At 66.2% G+C, this 15,441-nt stretch carries 13 protein-coding genes and 1 pseudogene; 10 read left to right on the top strand and 4 right to left on the bottom strand.

All coding sequences use genetic code 11. The annotated features are described in order from the left end of the window. On the top strand, nt 1-222 hold a 222-nt coding region (locus ABT085_RS31895; RefSeq protein WP_351615703.1), incomplete at its 5' end, for a hypothetical protein. Nucleotides 223-242: 20 nt separating this feature from the next. On the opposite strand, the gene ABT085_RS31890 is transcribed toward ABT085_RS31895, so the two are convergent. Then, nucleotides 243-1,175 (bottom strand): glutaminase, encoded by a 933-nt coding sequence (locus ABT085_RS31890; RefSeq protein WP_351615700.1) that lies wholly within the window; start codon nt 1,173-1,175, stop codon nt 243-245. 251 nt (nt 1,176-1,426) lie between these two features. Between ABT085_RS31890 and ABT085_RS31885 the strand changes: the two genes are divergently transcribed. After that, nucleotides 1,427-1,708: a hypothetical protein gene (locus tag ABT085_RS31885; protein ID WP_351615697.1), complete on the top strand. Its 282-nt coding sequence runs from the start codon at nt 1,427-1,429 to the stop codon at nt 1,706-1,708. Nucleotides 1,709-1,885: 177 nt separating this feature from the next. On the opposite strand, the gene ABT085_RS31880 is transcribed toward ABT085_RS31885, so the two are convergent. Further along, nucleotides 1,886-2,032, bottom strand: coding sequence for a hypothetical protein (locus tag ABT085_RS31880; RefSeq protein ID WP_351615694.1), 147 nt, complete (start codon nt 2,030-2,032; stop codon nt 1,886-1,888). Nucleotides 2,033-2,167: 135 nt separating this feature from the next. On the opposite strand from ABT085_RS31880, the gene ABT085_RS31875 reads away from it, so the two are divergent. Beyond that, nucleotides 2,168-2,839 (top strand): transposase, encoded by a 672-nt coding sequence (locus ABT085_RS31875; protein WP_351615691.1) that lies wholly within the window; start codon nt 2,168-2,170, stop codon nt 2,837-2,839. A gap of 321 nt (nt 2,840-3,160) precedes the next feature. On the opposite strand, the gene ABT085_RS31870 is transcribed toward ABT085_RS31875, so the two are convergent. Then, nucleotides 3,161-4,168, bottom strand: a complete 1,008-nt coding sequence (locus ABT085_RS31870; protein ID WP_502982849.1) for an alpha/beta fold hydrolase — start codon at nt 4,166-4,168, stop codon at nt 3,161-3,163. A 1,099-nt stretch (nt 4,169-5,267) separates the two neighbouring features. Here ABT085_RS31870 and ABT085_RS31865 point away from each other — a divergent pair. The 4 genes from ABT085_RS31865 to ABT085_RS31850 all read left to right on the top strand — a co-directional run bounded on the left by ABT085_RS31865 (nt 5,268) and on the right by ABT085_RS31850 (nt 8,339). Continuing rightward, nucleotides 5,268-5,411 (top strand): hypothetical protein, encoded by a 144-nt coding sequence (locus ABT085_RS31865; RefSeq protein WP_351615688.1) that lies wholly within the window; start codon nt 5,268-5,270, stop codon nt 5,409-5,411. Nucleotides 5,412-5,431: 20 nt separating this feature from the next. After that, a complete protein-coding gene (locus ABT085_RS31860) occupies nt 5,432-6,604 on the top strand; it encodes a ribosomal protein uL16 3-hydroxylase (RefSeq protein WP_351615685.1) in 1,173 nt (390 codons plus the stop codon). Next, entirely contained in the window at nt 6,601-7,512 is a 912-nt protein-coding gene (locus ABT085_RS31855) for an aldo/keto reductase (protein ID WP_351615682.1), read from the top strand. The genes ABT085_RS31860 and ABT085_RS31855 overlap by 4 nt, the downstream gene beginning before the upstream one ends. A 158-nt stretch (nt 7,513-7,670) precedes the next feature. Further along, entirely contained in the window at nt 7,671-8,339 is a 669-nt protein-coding gene (locus tag ABT085_RS31850; protein WP_351615679.1) for a hypothetical protein, read from the top strand. Nucleotides 8,340-8,807: 468 nt separating this feature from the next. On the opposite strand, the gene ABT085_RS31845 is transcribed toward ABT085_RS31850, so the two are convergent. Then, nucleotides 8,808-9,356 carry a hypothetical protein gene (locus ABT085_RS31845; RefSeq protein WP_351615676.1) on the bottom strand — a complete coding sequence of 183 codons (549 nt, stop codon included), beginning with the start codon at nt 9,354-9,356 and terminating at the stop codon, nt 8,808-8,810. Between the two features lie 79 nt (nt 9,357-9,435). Between ABT085_RS31845 and ABT085_RS31840 the strand changes: the two are divergent. The 3 genes and pseudogenes from ABT085_RS31840 to ABT085_RS31830 form a co-directional block, all read left to right on the top strand. After that, a pseudogene (locus tag ABT085_RS31840) lies at nt 9,436-9,783 on the top strand (transposase family protein); the annotation flags it as partial. A gap of 311 nt (nt 9,784-10,094) precedes the next feature. Then, nucleotides 10,095-13,649 (top strand): hypothetical protein, encoded by a 3,555-nt coding sequence (locus ABT085_RS31835; RefSeq protein ID WP_351615673.1) that lies wholly within the window; start codon nt 10,095-10,097, stop codon nt 13,647-13,649. A 136-nt stretch (nt 13,650-13,785) separates the two neighbouring features. After that, nucleotides 13,786-15,306, top strand: coding sequence for an ISL3 family transposase (locus ABT085_RS31830; RefSeq protein ID WP_502982848.1), 1,521 nt, complete (start codon nt 13,786-13,788; stop codon nt 15,304-15,306). The last annotated feature ends 135 nt before the right edge of the window (nt 15,307-15,441 follow it).

Below are 15,441 nucleotides of genomic sequence, written 5' to 3'. Positions count from 1 at the left end.
GCCCGCCGAATACGAAGTCAACTACTACCTGACGGCCACGAAACGCCTGGTCACAGCCACAACCTAGAGTCTCCGGACAACCCGGTGCGGTTCACCTTCCACCGCCCCGGCGAGACCCCGCACACCTGCTGTGGTGGTCCACCTGGCGCCGCCGCCACCAACACCGCGCCCGCCTGTGCCACACACCACCGCTGGCACACCTACGCCGACACCACACCATAATCAGCGACAGCTCTGCCGTATCAGAACACCGACAGTCCCGTGAGGGTTGTGAAGCGGTCCAGGGCCGCCACTCCCGCAACCGAGTTGCCGCGCTCGTCGAGCCCCGGGCTCCACACACACAGCGCGCACCGGCCCGGTACGACCGCGATGATTCCGCCACCCACACCGCTCTTGCCGGGCAATCCGACCCGGTGGGCGAAGTCACCGGCCGCGTCGTACGTGCCGCAGGTCAGCATCACGGCGTTGACCTGCTTGGCTTGGCTGCGGGTCAGAAGCCGGGTGCCGTCGGTGCGGATCCCGTGCCGGGCCAGGAAGGTGGTGGCGAGAGCGAGGTCGGCGCAGGAAGCGGTGACGGAGCACTGCCGGAAGTACTGGTCGAGCAGGACCGGCACCGGGTTGTCGATGTTTCGGTATGACGCCATGAAGTGGGCGAGGGCGGCGTTGCGGTCGCCGTGCGCGGCCTCGGAGGCAGCGACCTCCTTGTCGAAGTCCAGGGACCGATTGCCGCTCTCGGCACGCAGGAAGGCCAGCAGCTCGCCAGCCGCGTCCCCGGTACGGGTCTGAAGGCGGTCGGTGACGACGAGAGCACCCGCGTTGATGAAGGGGTTCCGCGGGATGCCGTGCTCGTACTCCAGCTGCACCAGGGAGTTGAATGGGTTGCCGGAGGGCTCGCGGCCCACGTGCTCCCAGAGTTCGTCACCCTCACGGGCCAGGTCGAGGGCGAGCGTGAAGACCTTGGTGAGGGACTGTGTCGAGAAGGGCCGACGCCAGTCCCCCACCCCGTAGACCGTGCCGTCCAGCTCGGCGACGGCCATACCGAAACGGCGGAGTTCGGCGGCGGCGAGCGCCGGGATGTAGTCGGCCGGACGCCCTCGGCCGGGCGTCCGCTCGACCTCCTCGGCGATCCTCTCCAGAACCGGCATGAAAGTGAGGGACGACGTCATGATCACCATTGTGTCTCCGTGTCGACCCCGACATGTCTGCGGGGGTCAGGCCATGGGCGCCCCGGTACCAAGCAAGGCCCTGAACGCCCTGTCGTGGCCTGCGTCGTCTACCGTGGCTGAAGCGGCCGTCTCGTGCTGCTGTTGCGGCACACCCACGTCATGATCGAGGCGGCCGTCCCCACGCCCGCATTCACCCCCATCACGTCGCTGACCAGCGTCGATGAGCAGAGGCGGAGCTATCTACAGCTGCCGTAACGGTCTTGAGTGAATTCCGTGGCCGGGTGGCCGAAGGCGACCGCGCGGACCGGCTCCTGGCGCTGGTCGTGGACCGGCTTGCGGAAGCCGGGCTGGTCAAGCGGCGGGGACGGATCCGGACGGATTCCACTTACGTGCTGGCGGCGGTCCGCCGTCTGAACCGGGGCGAACTGGTCGCCGAGACGCTGCGTTGCGCTCTGGAGGACCTCGCGATGCAGGGCGAGGGGGCTGGCCGGGCTCGTTGCTTCGGACCGGGCGGACCACTATGGCCAGCCGGTGCGCTATGACCGGCTTCCGCGCGGCCGGGACGCATTGATCGCCTGGGTGCTGCGGGTGGGTGAGGACGGGCTGCACATCCTGCGCGCTGTCTATTGCGACGGTGCCCCCTCTGGTCTGCGGGAGTTGAGGTCGGTGCAGGTTCTGCGGCAGGTCTGGGTCCAGCAGTACTGGCACGACGAAGCAGGTCAACTCCGCTGGCAGGCAATGAAGTCGACGCGTGACCGGGCCAGCCGGAGGGCGACCGGGCAGAGGAGCGCCGGCAAAACCTCAGCGGACGGCTGGCCCGATCCTGCTTCGGCGCGGGTGCCGTGGTCGACGATGGAGATCGTCACGCCGCACGATCCCGAGGCCCGTTACAGCCAGAAGGTCACCGCGGCCGGCCAGCGCGACTGGATCGGCTATCGCGATCACCAGACCGAGACCTGTGCTCCAGGTCCTCACCCGGTCGGTGCCGCAGCAGGACATCGATGCCCTCGACAACATCCACCAACAGCTCACCCGCCAGGGCTTTCAGCCCCTCGAGCACGTCGTCGACGGCGGCTATGCCACCCCGGACAGCATCCACCGAGCGACCCTCACCTGGGGCATCCCCGTGCTCGGCCCGGTCCGCGACGACCCACAAGCCGCCCAGCGGCCGGGCTTCACGAAGGAGGACTTCCAGATCGACTGGGAGAACCGCACCCTCACGTGCGCGAACGGCATCACCAGCCCACCCTGGAAACCCACCTTGGGCGACGGACATCCCAGGCTGTCCGTCCTCTTCCCCCCGCAAGGCATGCCGGGAATGCGAGGACCGCGGGAAGTGCACCGGCAACGTCGATGGCAAAGGGCGCTACATCCTCCTCCTGCCCGAACCCCAACAGAAGATCCAGTCACAGGTCAGGAACGACCAGAAGAGCAGCAACTGGCAACGGCGCTATGCCATCCGAGCAGGCTGCAAGGCCACTGTCTCAGAAACCGTCCACGCTCATGGCCTGCGCCACTGCCGCTATCGCGGGCTGGCCAAGACACACGTCCAACACGTCCTCACAGCCGCCGGAACCAACATCGTCCGGCTCAGCGACTGCTTCCGTCCGGCACCACACCGGCTTCTCCACTACGACCACCCAGCCACTTCGAGCGGCTCTGCCAGAGGCTGACGGCTTAGAGATCACCAACGGCATCCAGAAGTTGTGCCAGAACCACAACCCGTGAACAAAGCCACCCCTCGGACCGGCCCACGCCCGCCGCCTCGGGCGGCCAGCTACTGGTGCGTCCGGCATCCTGCTGTTCGGCCTGACCGCGGGGCCGTCCTGGTCTGCCGCACCGCGGCCGCTACCCGAAGGGTCGGCGCAGCGGCCTGGAGAGTCGGTGAATTACGCGCGGAGGACGCGGGAGAGCCCGGCGGACTCAGGAAGTCCGCATGACCCCGCGCCTCACCCGACGCGCGGGGAGTTTCGTGAGGCACGGCCGCTGTCACGTCAGTCGCCGCAGCCGGCGTCCGACCGGCGCCGCCGGCCGAGAACGGTGAGCGCGGAGCCTACGGCCATCGAGCCGACCGCCGCGCTACCGACGACGAGGGCCTGCCGGACCTGCCGGCCGGAACCGGTGCCTGCCAGACTCGGGGCGGAGGAGTCAACAGAGGCCGCCGTCCCGGTGGTCGCATGGGCGGCCTGCTCGACCAGTTGAGCGACCGCGCCGGGCTGGGACACTGTGACGGCGTGCGACGCCTTGATCTCGACGGCATTCGCGTGGGCGCGCTGGGCCATGAAGCGTTGCGAGGCCGGCGGGATGTTGCGGTCCTCCGTGGTGATCAGGGTCCAGGAGGGGATGGTCTTCCAAGCTGCCTTCGTGGCCTTCTCCTGCAGGGCAGAGGCTGCCACGGGACGCTGGGTGACGGCCATCTGGTCCGTCACCGACATGGGCACGTCGGCGGCGAACTGGTCGTGGAACTTCTCGACCTTGATGTACTCGTCGGTCCCGGTGCCACCTCCCGCAAGCGGGAACGACACGCTGCGCAGGGTGGGGCCGAGCGTGCTCCCGGGGAACTTGCTGGAGAGGTCCAGAGCGCTCTCCCCCGCCGCGGGAGCGAACGCAGCGACGTAGACCAGAGCCTTGACCTGCGGGTCACCGACCGCGGCCTCGCTGATCACGGCGCCGCCGTACGAGTGGCCGACGAGCACGACAGGCCCCTGGATGCTCTCCAGCACGCTGTGGATGTACTCGGCGTCACTGGCCAGCCCCCGCAGCGGATTGGCCGGAGCGATCACCGGATAGCCCGCCTGCCGCAGCCGCGTGACCACACCGTTCCAGCTGGATCCGTCGGCGAACGCGCCGTGCACCAGTACGACGGTGGGCTTGCCGCCGCGCGCGTCGCCGTCGGCCGCGGCCGACGAGACCGGGACCCCGCACAGGGCGACGACGGCACATCCCGCCGCCGCGAGACGGAGCCGCCGTGTGCGGGATCGTATGCCGTGTAGCGCTCTCATCACATTCTCGCCTTTCGTCGGGCCGTACCTCATTCAGCCTCACCCGGTCGTGGCGGTCAGCCACCCCGGCTCGGGCAAACGAGTGAATCCGGTACGACAGACGGGGCAACTGTCGTCACATCAGGCGTGACAAGCGCGACGGCTGCCAGTTCGGTAAGCGCGGACTGGCTCCGTCCCGCTTGCCTGATTCCGAGGATCCGGAGGAGCGCGGAGAGTAGAGAGCGGACTCCACGCAGCATTACCGATCCTTCCGAAGATCACGGATGAATCAGAAAACGCATATGCCACCGCAACAGCCTTTCGTCTCCAGGCGGCATTGACAACACCGCACCACTGTCGCCGACGCCCCGCCGGACGCTGAGGAACCTGGTCCGCGCTCCGGCGACCTCAGCCTGGCGAACGCCGCTTTCGTCCTGCGGTGAATGCTCCTGATGTCATCGCCGCCGACAGCCTCGCTGGCATGCGCCGCGTCAAAGTGCGTCACCTCGCTGGCTTCGCCGCCGTTACCCGCGCGGAGGTATGCCCCGCCGGCGAACGGCTCCGGCCAGCATCCTCGAACAGCACCTGCGCGCCCGCGGGCTCCAGGTCACGTCTGCTGGAGTGGTGTATCGACGGCCACTCGGTGATCCCGTAAGAACGGCGGTGTCTTCCCAGGGTTGCGCAGCAAGCCCCAGGAGGGCACCGGGAATGCGTAGTCCGCTGGCGATTCGCTCGACAGTCGTGAGGGCGGTGACGGATGTGGTGCCCCGGGCGATCTGGCTGACTCGCTCGGCTTTGAGCGCGCAGGCTTCGGCGATCCGGTTGAAGGAGATCCCCACGTCATGGGTCATGGCGAAGACCGTGGTGAAGTCTCGTTCCCGCAGGGCCTGGACGAAGCCCGCGTCGGTCAGCAGGCGGTGTGGCACCTGGGCGGGTGACGGCGGTAAGTCGTCCACAAGTCCCCCTGAATCTCATGGACTGACGGTGCGTCAGTCCAACGACCATACCCACCGTGGGGGCCCTGTCACGGGGTTACCGCCTGTGCTGTTCGCGGCTGTACTGACGGTGCTCGCGGCTGGACTGTCCAGGGTCCGGCCGACCGATCAGGAGGAGGGTCCTCATGCAGAGTCCCGCCACGCCCCCGCCCGCCACGCCGCCGACGGGCGGGCTGGTCCGCTCCCGTCGGCTCATCGCCGCCGCCCGGAGCCGTAACGCCATCCCCTCGGACGGCGGCGGCACCGGCCGGAGCGACGGCAACGACTGACGGACCGGGAGCCGAACGCGATGACGCGCCTGTCCATCGCGGCGTGCCTGGGCGAGGACTTCCTCGCCCGGGCACTGCACCGCGAACACCGCCACGTATCCGGCGTCCTCGATGTCGCCGACCTGATGACCTGGTTCGACCTCAACCAGATCCTTTCCGCTCACCGACTGGAACCACCTCGGATGAGGCTGTCCCGCGACGGGGAGACGCTGCTGGTCGGCGGCTACACCGCCCCGGTCACAACCCGCCGGCACACGGTGTGGCACCGTCTGCACCCGGCCGAACTGCACGCCCGCCTCCAGGAGGGCGCCTCCCTCGCCCTGGACAGCGTCGACGAACTCCACCCGCCCCTCGCCCGCTTCTGCGAAGCGATCGAGCGCGAGCTGCGCACCCGCGTTCAGGCGAATCTCTACGCCTCGTGGACCAGCACCGAGGGCTTCGGGATCCACTGGGACGACCACGACACGATCATCGTCCAGCTGGACGGCGCGAAGCGGTGGCGGATCTACGGCACCACCCGCCCATACCCGCTGTACCGCGACATCGAGGACCCCGGCGAGGCACCCACCGAACCGGTCGCCGACCTGGTCCTGCGGCCGGGTGACGTGCTGTACGTGCCGCGAGGCGTGTGGCACGCGGTCGCCGCCGACCAAGGCACACGCTCCCTGCACGTCACCTGCGGCCTGCAGACCCACACCGCGACTGACCTGATGGCGTGGGTGTCCGAGCAGCTGCTCACGCACGAGGACTGGCGGCGCGACCTGCCGCTGCTCGCCACATTGGACGTCCAGGCCGACGCTGCGGACGGGATACGCAGCCGGCTTGCCGAACTGCTGGACGACCCGACGTTGCTCGCCCGCTACCGGACGGCGATGGACGGGCAGGCCGTAGGCCGGATGGTGCCGAGCCTGCCACACATCGACGCCGTCCCCGCCGACGGCGCTCTGCGAGTGCGGCTGACCACCGCCCGCGCAGTGCTGGACATCGGCGAGGACACGGTGACGCTGTCCGCCGCCGGGAACACGTTCGAATTCGCACCCGAAGCGGAGGCGGTCCTGCGCCCGCTGGTCGACGGGCGGACCGTGGACCTGGCCGCGCTCGCCGACATCGCTGGCCTCGCCATGGATGACGTCGCCGGGCTGGTCCAGGAGCTCGTTGCCGGGCAGGCCGCGACGGTGGGGAGCCTGCTGTGACGGCGAGGCTCGCTCTGGGCACCTACCGGTGCCGGGTGATCCCAGAGGCGGCTGCCCGTGTGGCCGCCTCCGGCGCGCAGTGGATCGATACCGCCCCCAACTACGCCACCGGCCGCGCTCAGGCCCTGCTCGCCCCGGCCCTGGCTGCCCACCCATCGCTGCGGGTCTCCACGAAGGCCGGCTACTTCACGGCGGCCACCGGCGCCGACGCCGTGAACAAAGGCGTCCTCACAGCGGGCCAGGCCGCGGCCGGGCACAGCCTCGCCCCGGACTACGTGCGCTGGCAGATTGCCCGCAACCGCGCCGAGCTCGGGCGTGACCGGCTGGACCTGGTCCTGCTGCACAACCCAGAGCGCGCCCACCCCGGCGACCGCCGCGCCCTGCACCGCGCGATCCGCGAGGCTTTCGCCGTCCTGGAGGAAGCCGTGGCGGCCGGGCACGTCACCGGGTACGGCATCGCCACGTGGGCGGGCCTGGAGCAGGCGTTCACGGTGGAGGAACTGCTCGCCCTGGCCGGTGAAGTCGCCGGGAGACAGCAGTGCCCCCACCTGGTCGCGCTCCAGATGCCGGTCAGCCTGGTGATGATGACGCCGATTGTCCAGGCCCTTCACGGCCGGGGCCCGCTCCCGGCTGCCGCCGGCGCGGACCTGCGGGTGATGGCGTCCGCGCCGCTGCACGGCGGGGAGCTGCCCGGCATGGTCGGCCAGGAGCTCGCCGACCTCATCCGGCCGGGCTTGACCCCCGCACAGGCGTGCATCCTCGCGGCCGCGTCATGCCCAGGAGTGACGGACGTCCTTCTGGCCGCCTCCGATGCGCCACACTGGAAGGAGGCGGCCGACGCGGTCGCTCAACCCGTTCTGACCGCCGCCAAGTTGCGGGAGATCACTGGTGTACTCGCCTCCCCCTGACCCGGACACCGAGCGCCGTATGCGCGCCCACCACACCCGGGCCGCGCAGGCCCTGGACGTACGAACCGAGCCGGGCGGGGAGTTCTGGGGTTGGGCCGGGCGCACCCGGGGTGCGCCCGGCCCGCACCACCACAGGCGCGCCCGTGTGGCTGCGGCTGGTGTCCGCACCGCAGGACAAGGCGTCGGGGAAGCTGTGGGACGGCGCCCTCGACGCACAGTACGCCTTCGGCGACCTCGACGGGCACCGGCCCGCGCTCCAGGCCGTTCACGACGCTGTCGACGACGGCACCGCCTACCGGGCGGAGCTGTCGGCGCGCGTCGCTGAGCCGGTCCTGTCCGACGACCCGATCCTGCACCACGACCCCCAGCTGCCGGACGCCTGGTGGCAGGAGCTCACCGGGACGCTGGAGAAGGTGTCGACCGTGAGCACCGACCGCGTCGCCGTACGACAGCAGTACATGGACCGGGCGATCCCTCAGTTCGTCGGCGTCCCGGCACCCGCCGTCACCTGCTGGACCACCGCCCACGCCGACGTGCACTGGGCAAACCTCACCAAGCCCCTGCGGCTCTTGGACTGGGAGGGCTGGGGCCGCGCGCCAGAGGGGTTCGACGCCGCCACGCTCTACGCCTACACACGGCTCCAGCCGGACACCGCCGCCCGCGTCCGCGCCGTCTTCCCGATCCTGGGCAGCCCGGCCGGCCTCGCCGCCGAAGCAACCATGTGCGCCCAGCTGCTGCAGACCGTGACCCGCCACGACAACCTCGCCCTCGAAGACCAGCTCCGCACCTGGGCAGAGGAACTACGCCACCGCTGCAGAGGCCGCTGAGGAACCCCTGGTTGATCCGTCATAGCTGGGGCGACCACGAACCCCGACCATGAAGCCGACCACGCCCCCACGCACTGCACGTCAACGGCAGGTGTTGCACCCGGGCTAGGCTGACGTGCTATCCACCCTGGCGTGCGACGCGAACGCCATCGCCGCGTCTGAACGTCCCGCTAAACGTCCCCGCGACTGACCACGTCGTGCTGTGCCACTGCCTCGCGTCAGACGGCGGCAGGCTGACCCCATAAGACGACGCTACTTCTCGTGCATCTATCGACTTCAAGATCGCTAAGGCCCGCCCAACCCGATGTTCAAACGCTGCTGCTCCAAGTGAACGGAGCCAGATGCCGCATCAGCGCGGCGTCCCCTGCCGGCGACCCGAGCGTCATCGGCGTATCTGCGCTCGTGACACTGGAGTCTTGATGCCGGTTTCGTTCGGGTCGAGGATGGTGCACCGCGCCAGGGAGGCCATCAGCTGGTTGCCGACCACCCACTTGATGGACCAGCTGCTGGTGAGGTACACGTCGAGGGGCCGTGGTGGTAGCGGTGTCCGTAGACGGCGTCCACGATGACCTCGGCGACCCGTACTGCCACCGCCCCGCGGCGCCGCAGGTGCGGGCACAAGCGGGCGGCGATTGGCGCACACGGTACGCATACCGGCGGATGCGTGGTCATCTCCCCTTCTGGCCACGACGGGCCACTGTTGCGTTCGTCCTCCAGCAGCCACAGCCAGCCACGCTCATCGCGATCCGCGGGCTCCCCGCACACCTGGCGCAGGAGCTTGCGCATGGCGCGCCGCTGCCGGGGACCGTGCACTGTGCTCCACAGCGGCTCGCCTGTCCCGCGGTTGTGCCGCCACCACTGCCACAGCACGTCGTTGTCCTCGGTACGGCCTGATGCCGGGCCGGGGAAAGCGATGCCGTTGAGCGTGGCGACGGGGGTCGGCTGCGTCACCTTCTCGCTGGTCCATGGGGTGATGTACGGGACGGGGCGGCCCTTGTGCGTGAGGAGTTCGGACATTGAGACTACGTTGCGTGATCTTGTGTGACGGTTCAGTGCCGGGGGGCGGTGAAGTGTGGCTGATGAGCTTGAGCCAGGTCCGCCGTGGTTCTCACGGGCAACGCCGGGCCGCACCCACGACCTGACCGCGGCCAGCCCCCCACGGCATCATCCAGGCCTGCCTCATCCGGCAGATCCTGATCCTGGCCGACCGGGCCTACCAAGGCGCCGGCGCGACCGTCCGCACCCCTACTACCACCACCGCGACCAGCCCGCCCACTATCAGCAGTTCAACCGCGATCACGCCCGATTCAGAGCGCCCGGCGAACGCGCCTTCGCCCGGCTCAAGCGATGGCGGATCCTGCGCAGAGCCCGCTGTTCAGCCCGCCGCATCAGCCGCACCGTCCAGGCCATCCACACCCTGCCGACCTGCGACTATTCACGATGAAAGAGGCTCAATCACGGCAAAAACCGTTGCAGTACTAAATTGACACACCCGCCTGACGTCTCACTCGGATTATCAGCTACCTGTCGGGCACATGTTATGCGCAGTAGGGCAGAGATATGCGACATGAGGGTGGATGCATTGCATATTTTACCTGTCACACCCTAGTGCCCTATCGCATGCGGGTGAAAGCGGTCCGACCGCATAGGGGCTGTGACAGATCAGCACAAGCGTATGAAAGTAAGTTGGGGTGAATTCTAGTGCAATCTGCAGTGTTGGCTGAGATCTGCTTCGAGACTGCGTCAGGAAGCCAGTTGCTCCTGGACAGCCTGACGGTCGAGGACTTCGACCAATATATGGCGCATGTGAACAAGGTCGGGAAGGTTTTTCGACAGGCTCTCGAAAACCCTCCGCGCGAACTGGAGCGGGGTCAGGTACTAAAGGCCCTCACGTCGGTGGGCTCGCAGAAAATCATGAAACTCGCCGATAAACCCTGGGCCCTGGAAGCGCTGATCCTGCACCGCCACGAGCTCATTTCAGTCCCTCGGCCGCTGTCGCACAAGGATCTCGGCGCCTTCGTGCGCAAGGTACTGGAGCGCTCAAAACTCCAGCCGACACTGGAGAACTGTGTCGAACTCGCCGAAGCCGTACTCCACGGTCTGTTCCCCGCAGGGATCAGACCGGCCACCGCCCTCGACGACCGACACGTCACTTCCGACCGTCCCGAGCACCGGCTGGCTTACGGTGGAACTTCGACACCGGTCGCCTCCATGCAAGACATCGTCGGCCCCCTCGGCCAGGCCCCCGTCGGCAGCGTGGCCGTGCTCCTGGAGCAAAAAGCCAACAACCTCGGTCACGTCTCGCTCTACATGAACCTCGGCACAGAAATCACTACTGGCCAACCGAAGATCGCACACATCGATCCCCAGAGAATTCCCACCCCCTATGTCGAGATCTATGAGGAACCCACCACCGACGAGATCTTTCAGACAACCCGGCAGCCACAAACCCTTCCCGGGCATCGGCCAATACGCGCCGGCCGTGGAACACGCATGATCATCATCGATGGCACCCGACGCACCATCGACGGCAGCGGACTCGCCACCGACACCGCGGCCCTCCTACTCCCACCACAATCTGACCACCCCGCGCAAGTCCAACTATCAGCCCCCACCAGCACCGGCTACGGCATGCTTGGCATGGAACTCGAAACGGACTTCCAGGTTCTGACCAATGTGAAGGAGTTGGCGTCCTCATCGTCGTTGCGCCTGGTAGCGGATCTCGCACCAGATGGCCGAAAAATTGTCGAAATCGCCACCGAGCCCATGCGAGTTCATTCCAAAGAAACAGCTGGACGTGATAGAGACGAAGTCTTCAGCGCGGCCGAGCAAATCCTGTTGAAGCTCAGCAACATACCATCTGGGCGTCAGCAGCGACTGTCCGAAGTGTTCCCCGAGGCTGACGGATTCACGGCCACCGCTCCTGATGCTGTCGTCGTAGGAAAGAAAGATCCTCAATGGTCAGAGGAAAAACTAAGCATTCACTTTACTGCAGGCGTGCCCCTATCTGGCCTGCTCGAGTTTCTTAGTTTGACTGAAAAAACGGGTCGCGCGCGGACGGTTAATCCAGTTGTCCGGATCGCAATGAACAATCTCAAGCACGGCCTAGAATTCGGCAGCCGCACAGGAATAGAATTTGTTGACTTCGTCAAAGAAGTTGAGGGATTTCCTGAAGGTGACCGGTTCCTCAACAACGAAGCGAACATACTTGCGGGTTACACCGCCCTCGTCTACACGCACCTTGCAGCCGCCTTGCGTCATTACTATGCAGATGCTACCAATCCGGAGCAAGAGGCGGTCCGGAAGAACTTCACCCCTGTGGTCAGCCGAACTTGGCCTTCGACAATATGCGCATCCTTCAGCTCCCGCATCAGAGATTACCTGATTCTCAAATCAAACGACATCGTTCGCGCAATGGAGGACCACTTTGCCGCGCTTAATCGTGCGGCAAGCTTTGTTCTTAATGCAAAGATTGAAAAGTTGGAAAATCAGTCTCTCATTGACGTTTTGCCGATAGCGGACGAAGGGCAGACTCTAAGGGAATATCTCGATGACGCCTTGAATCCGGCACGCGAGAGCGAACCGATCAACCCTGAAGAAGCTTTCGACGGCGTTACAAGCTTCCGTGAGATCGACAGAACAGGCGCCGGCATTGACTTGATACTACTCGAACTGAGATTTTTTGGTGCTGAATCCCGACCTGAACTCCGAAATGTCCGCAAGTACTATGAACAAATCGCAAGTCACCTGCGCCTCTTGTATGACCGCGAAATCGCATCTCTTACGCAAGTGATCGAGGAGTTCTCGGCAACAGAATTTCAGCCAGAATCAGTAAGACCCGAAGACCTGCGCAATGTGGTGGATATTGCACTTCAAGAAGCCCTCGGTCAGTTTGGCTTGACAAGGCATCAGTTCACACAAAATCCGACTTTGATCGGCTGCATACCGCTCGCGAAAGCAGTCATCAAAAATCTGTACCCCGCTAATAGAACAGCGGTTGAAGCCCTGCTCCCAAACGATTTTCCGGATACACTCTCCCGTGCCGCATTGTTGGGGAAAGCGCCCGGCACGGCTTCGCACACCGGGTGGGCCCAAGTGTCAGATCTGGAGGCTGTAACAGCTGCACTGATTGAAGCTGGCAACGGTGCCAGCGCCATCGTACTCGTTGAAAGATCCACAGGAATAGGCCACGCCTTCGCAGCAACCTCCACTGCTTCCGGCGTCTTCTGGGTTGACCTGCAAGCTTCCGATAATATCACCCTCCAGGCACCTAGCCATGCCTTCACACGCGCGCGCGCTGCGGTCTTCGACCCTAACGGACTGGTCATCGAGAACGCACTTCTGCAACGCCTTTCTGCTACCGACACTCAAACCGCTGCAGGATCCAAAACGCAGTACAATACGCAAGTCAGATTCGCATTCACGCAAAACGGGCACACGGACGTGCTGAGTGAGCAGCTCCTCAAAGAATACCAGCGAAAAAATCTGACTCCAGGTACAGAAGCATATGCACGAGTGGATGACGTCCTTCTTACACACTTCCGTTCCGGCCAGCAAGACGCTGAGACGCAAAAGGGTCCATCGTCTGCCTCGGCAGGGACAGGGGGTAAGCAGCTAGACCCCAAGCAAGCGCTCATCGCCCGTCTTGAGACCCAGCTGCAGACATGGCTCCCCCAAGGCTCCCAGCGCAACGCACCACCTCAGTTCACAGCACCATCAGCTGTTGAATCGCTGAGTCCAACCGAAACCACCTCGTCGACCGTGCCGCCGACACCGGTGGAAACACCGCCCCCCGCTCCAGTCGCCGCCAACAGCAGGTCTGCGGCGCCGGGGACGTCATCGACACTTGACGGGGCAGATGTCGAAAAAATCCCGGAGGCGCCTGGCATTGCCTGGGGAGGGGCATGGCAGAACCTGCCAGTGAAGCCAATCCGGCACCGGATCCCCTTCTCCGTGCCGAGCCTGCTCGGCGACAAATACACCATGGCACGATTTGCCGAACTGGTGCTGCAACCGCTGGCTATGGGCAACGAACAACAGCAGGAACCCGCCGGGCTGGTCAACGAAGAGCTCCGTGACCTCGTGCGACAGTCAGCCGAGCACGTGCGCAACCACCTCCACGCACTGAGCGCTCACCGAGACGGCGCTACCGGAGTCATCTGGAGCATGAGTAACTCCGACTTCCTCATCACCAACACCGGCAACCCCCGAGCCGGCCTCGTATTCGCCCAGCTACTCGCCAACGAACTCGATCACCGCGTCATGGTTGAGATTCCATCGGGTGGCCATATCCCAGTCTGTGCGCAATAACCCACCACACTCCGAAAGTGACGGAATCGGGTGTGTCTGAAAGATGGCTCTTACAAGATTTTCGTAGCTGGTGATCGCTTCAACTAGCCTGTGGTGTCAGTTGGTTGGCGGTGGCAGGCTGATTGTGTGTGTCGTCGTGGTGAGGGACCTGCTGCCGCAGCTGGCCGCGGTGCAGGTCGAAGGGGTGGAGGTCGGCAGGGATCTGCTGAGGATCACGGCCCGGACCTGGGATGACGCCGAAGCGGCGTGTCCGGCGTGCGGACAGGTATCGGACTGGGTGCATTCGCGCTACGAGCGACACGTCGCCGACGAGGCGGTCGGCGGCCGCGCGGTCGTGATCGACTTATCGGTGCGCCGCCTGTACTGCGAGAACCCGGCCTGCGAGAAGGTCACCTTCGCCGAGCAGGTCACCGGGCTGACACGGCGCTACCAGCGCCGCACACCTGCCCTGCAGAAAGTGGTCGACGCGGTCGCCGTCGCGCTGGCCGGATCGGCTGGGGCCCGGATGCTGGGCGTGTTGCACCAGGTGCTGTCCTGGGCGTGCGTGCTGAACTGCCTGATGCGCATCACCCTGCCGGCCCGGCCCGTCCCGCGGGTGCTGGGCATCGACGAGTTCGCCCTGCGCAGGGGCCACCGCTACGCCACCATCCTGATCGACGCCGTCACCGGCGAGCGCATCGAGGTGCTGCCCGACCGGAAGATGGAGACCGTCACCGCCTGGCTGAAGGACCACCTCGGCATCGAAGTCATCTGCCGGGACGGGGCCGGGGGTTTCGCGCAGGCCACCACGGACGCCGACCCCGCCATCGTGCAGGTTTGCGATCGCTGGCACCTGTGGCACGGCCTGGCCGAGGCGGCGGCAAACGAGATCAGGGCCCACAGCGCCTGTTGGGCCAAGGCCGGCCCGCCCCTGCGGGAGAGCACCCGCGCCGCGACCACCCGCGAGCGGTGGCAGCAGGTCCACCAGCTACTCGATGCCGGCGTCGGCATGCTGGAATGCTCCCGCCGCCTGGGTCTCGCCCTGAACACCGTCAAACGCTACGCCCGTCACAGCGAGCCCGAACGCCTGGTGAGGGCACCGCAGTACCGGCCCACTCTGGTCGATCCTTACCGCAACCACCTGCGCCGACGCCGCACCGAGGACCCCGCGGTGCCCGTCACCCACCTCCTACGGGAGATCAAGGAACTCGGCTACACCGGCAGCGCTAACCTCCTGGTCCGGTACATCAACCAGGGCAGGGTCGAGGCCGACCACGCCAGTCTCTCCCCGCGCAAGGCCGCCCGCCTCCTGCTCACCGGCCCCGACCACTTGCGCGAAGACCAGCTCGTGCTGCGCGACCAACTCGCCGGGGCCTGCCCGGAGATGACCGCCCTGGCGGACGCGGTGACCGGTTTTGCCGCCCTGCTCACCCCGAAGCCGGCCAATGCCGAGGCTCTGACCGGCTGGATCACCCGGGTCCGAACCGCGGACCTACCGTTCCTGCACGCCTACGCCAACGGCCTCGAACGCGACCGCACAGGCGTCGACCACGCCCTCGCCCTGCCCTGGCACAACGGCCGCACCGAAGGCGTCAACAACAAGATCAAACTCATCAAACGCCAGACCTACGGCCGCGCCGGACACCGCCTCCTCCGCCAACGCATCCTGCTCAGCTAACAACCGCACCCGAGCGATCACCAGCTACGAAAATCTTGTAAGTGCGTTGTGGCAAACCGGATCTTGTTCGGGCGGCAGCGGTGATGGTCTGGACGGAGGTTCGGGTGCGGTCGCGGGCATGAGAGAACGGGCCCC

Origin of the sequence: Streptomyces sp. NPDC002265 (assembly GCF_040296125.1) — a bacterium.
Classification (GTDB): domain Bacteria; phylum Actinomycetota; class Actinomycetes; order Streptomycetales; family Streptomycetaceae; genus Streptomyces.
Note: the sequence above shows the minus strand (reverse complement) of the source record. Positions and strands in the feature narration are given on the sequence as shown.

What these genes read in the sequence shown, in the direction of transcription:
- ABT085_RS31890 (WP_351615700.1), bottom strand. Translation starts at nt 1,175, where the DNA reads ATGGTGATCATGACGTCGTCCCTCACTTTCATGCCGGTTCTGGAGAGG.
- ABT085_RS31845 (WP_351615676.1), bottom strand. Translation starts at nt 9,356, where the DNA reads ATGTCCGAACTCCTCACGCACAAGGGCCGCCCCGTCCCGTACATCACC.
- ABT085_RS31865 (WP_351615688.1), top strand. Translation starts at nt 5,268, where the DNA reads ATGCAGAGTCCCGCCACGCCCCCGCCCGCCACGCCGCCGACGGGCGGG.
- ABT085_RS31870 (WP_502982849.1), bottom strand. Translation starts at nt 4,168, where the DNA reads ATGAGAGCGCTACACGGCATACGATCCCGCACACGGCGGCTCCGTCTC.
- ABT085_RS31875 (WP_351615691.1), top strand. Translation starts at nt 2,168, where the DNA reads ATGCCCTCGACAACATCCACCAACAGCTCACCCGCCAGGGCTTTCAGC.
- ABT085_RS31860 (WP_351615685.1), top strand. Translation starts at nt 5,432, where the DNA reads ATGACGCGCCTGTCCATCGCGGCGTGCCTGGGCGAGGACTTCCTCGCC.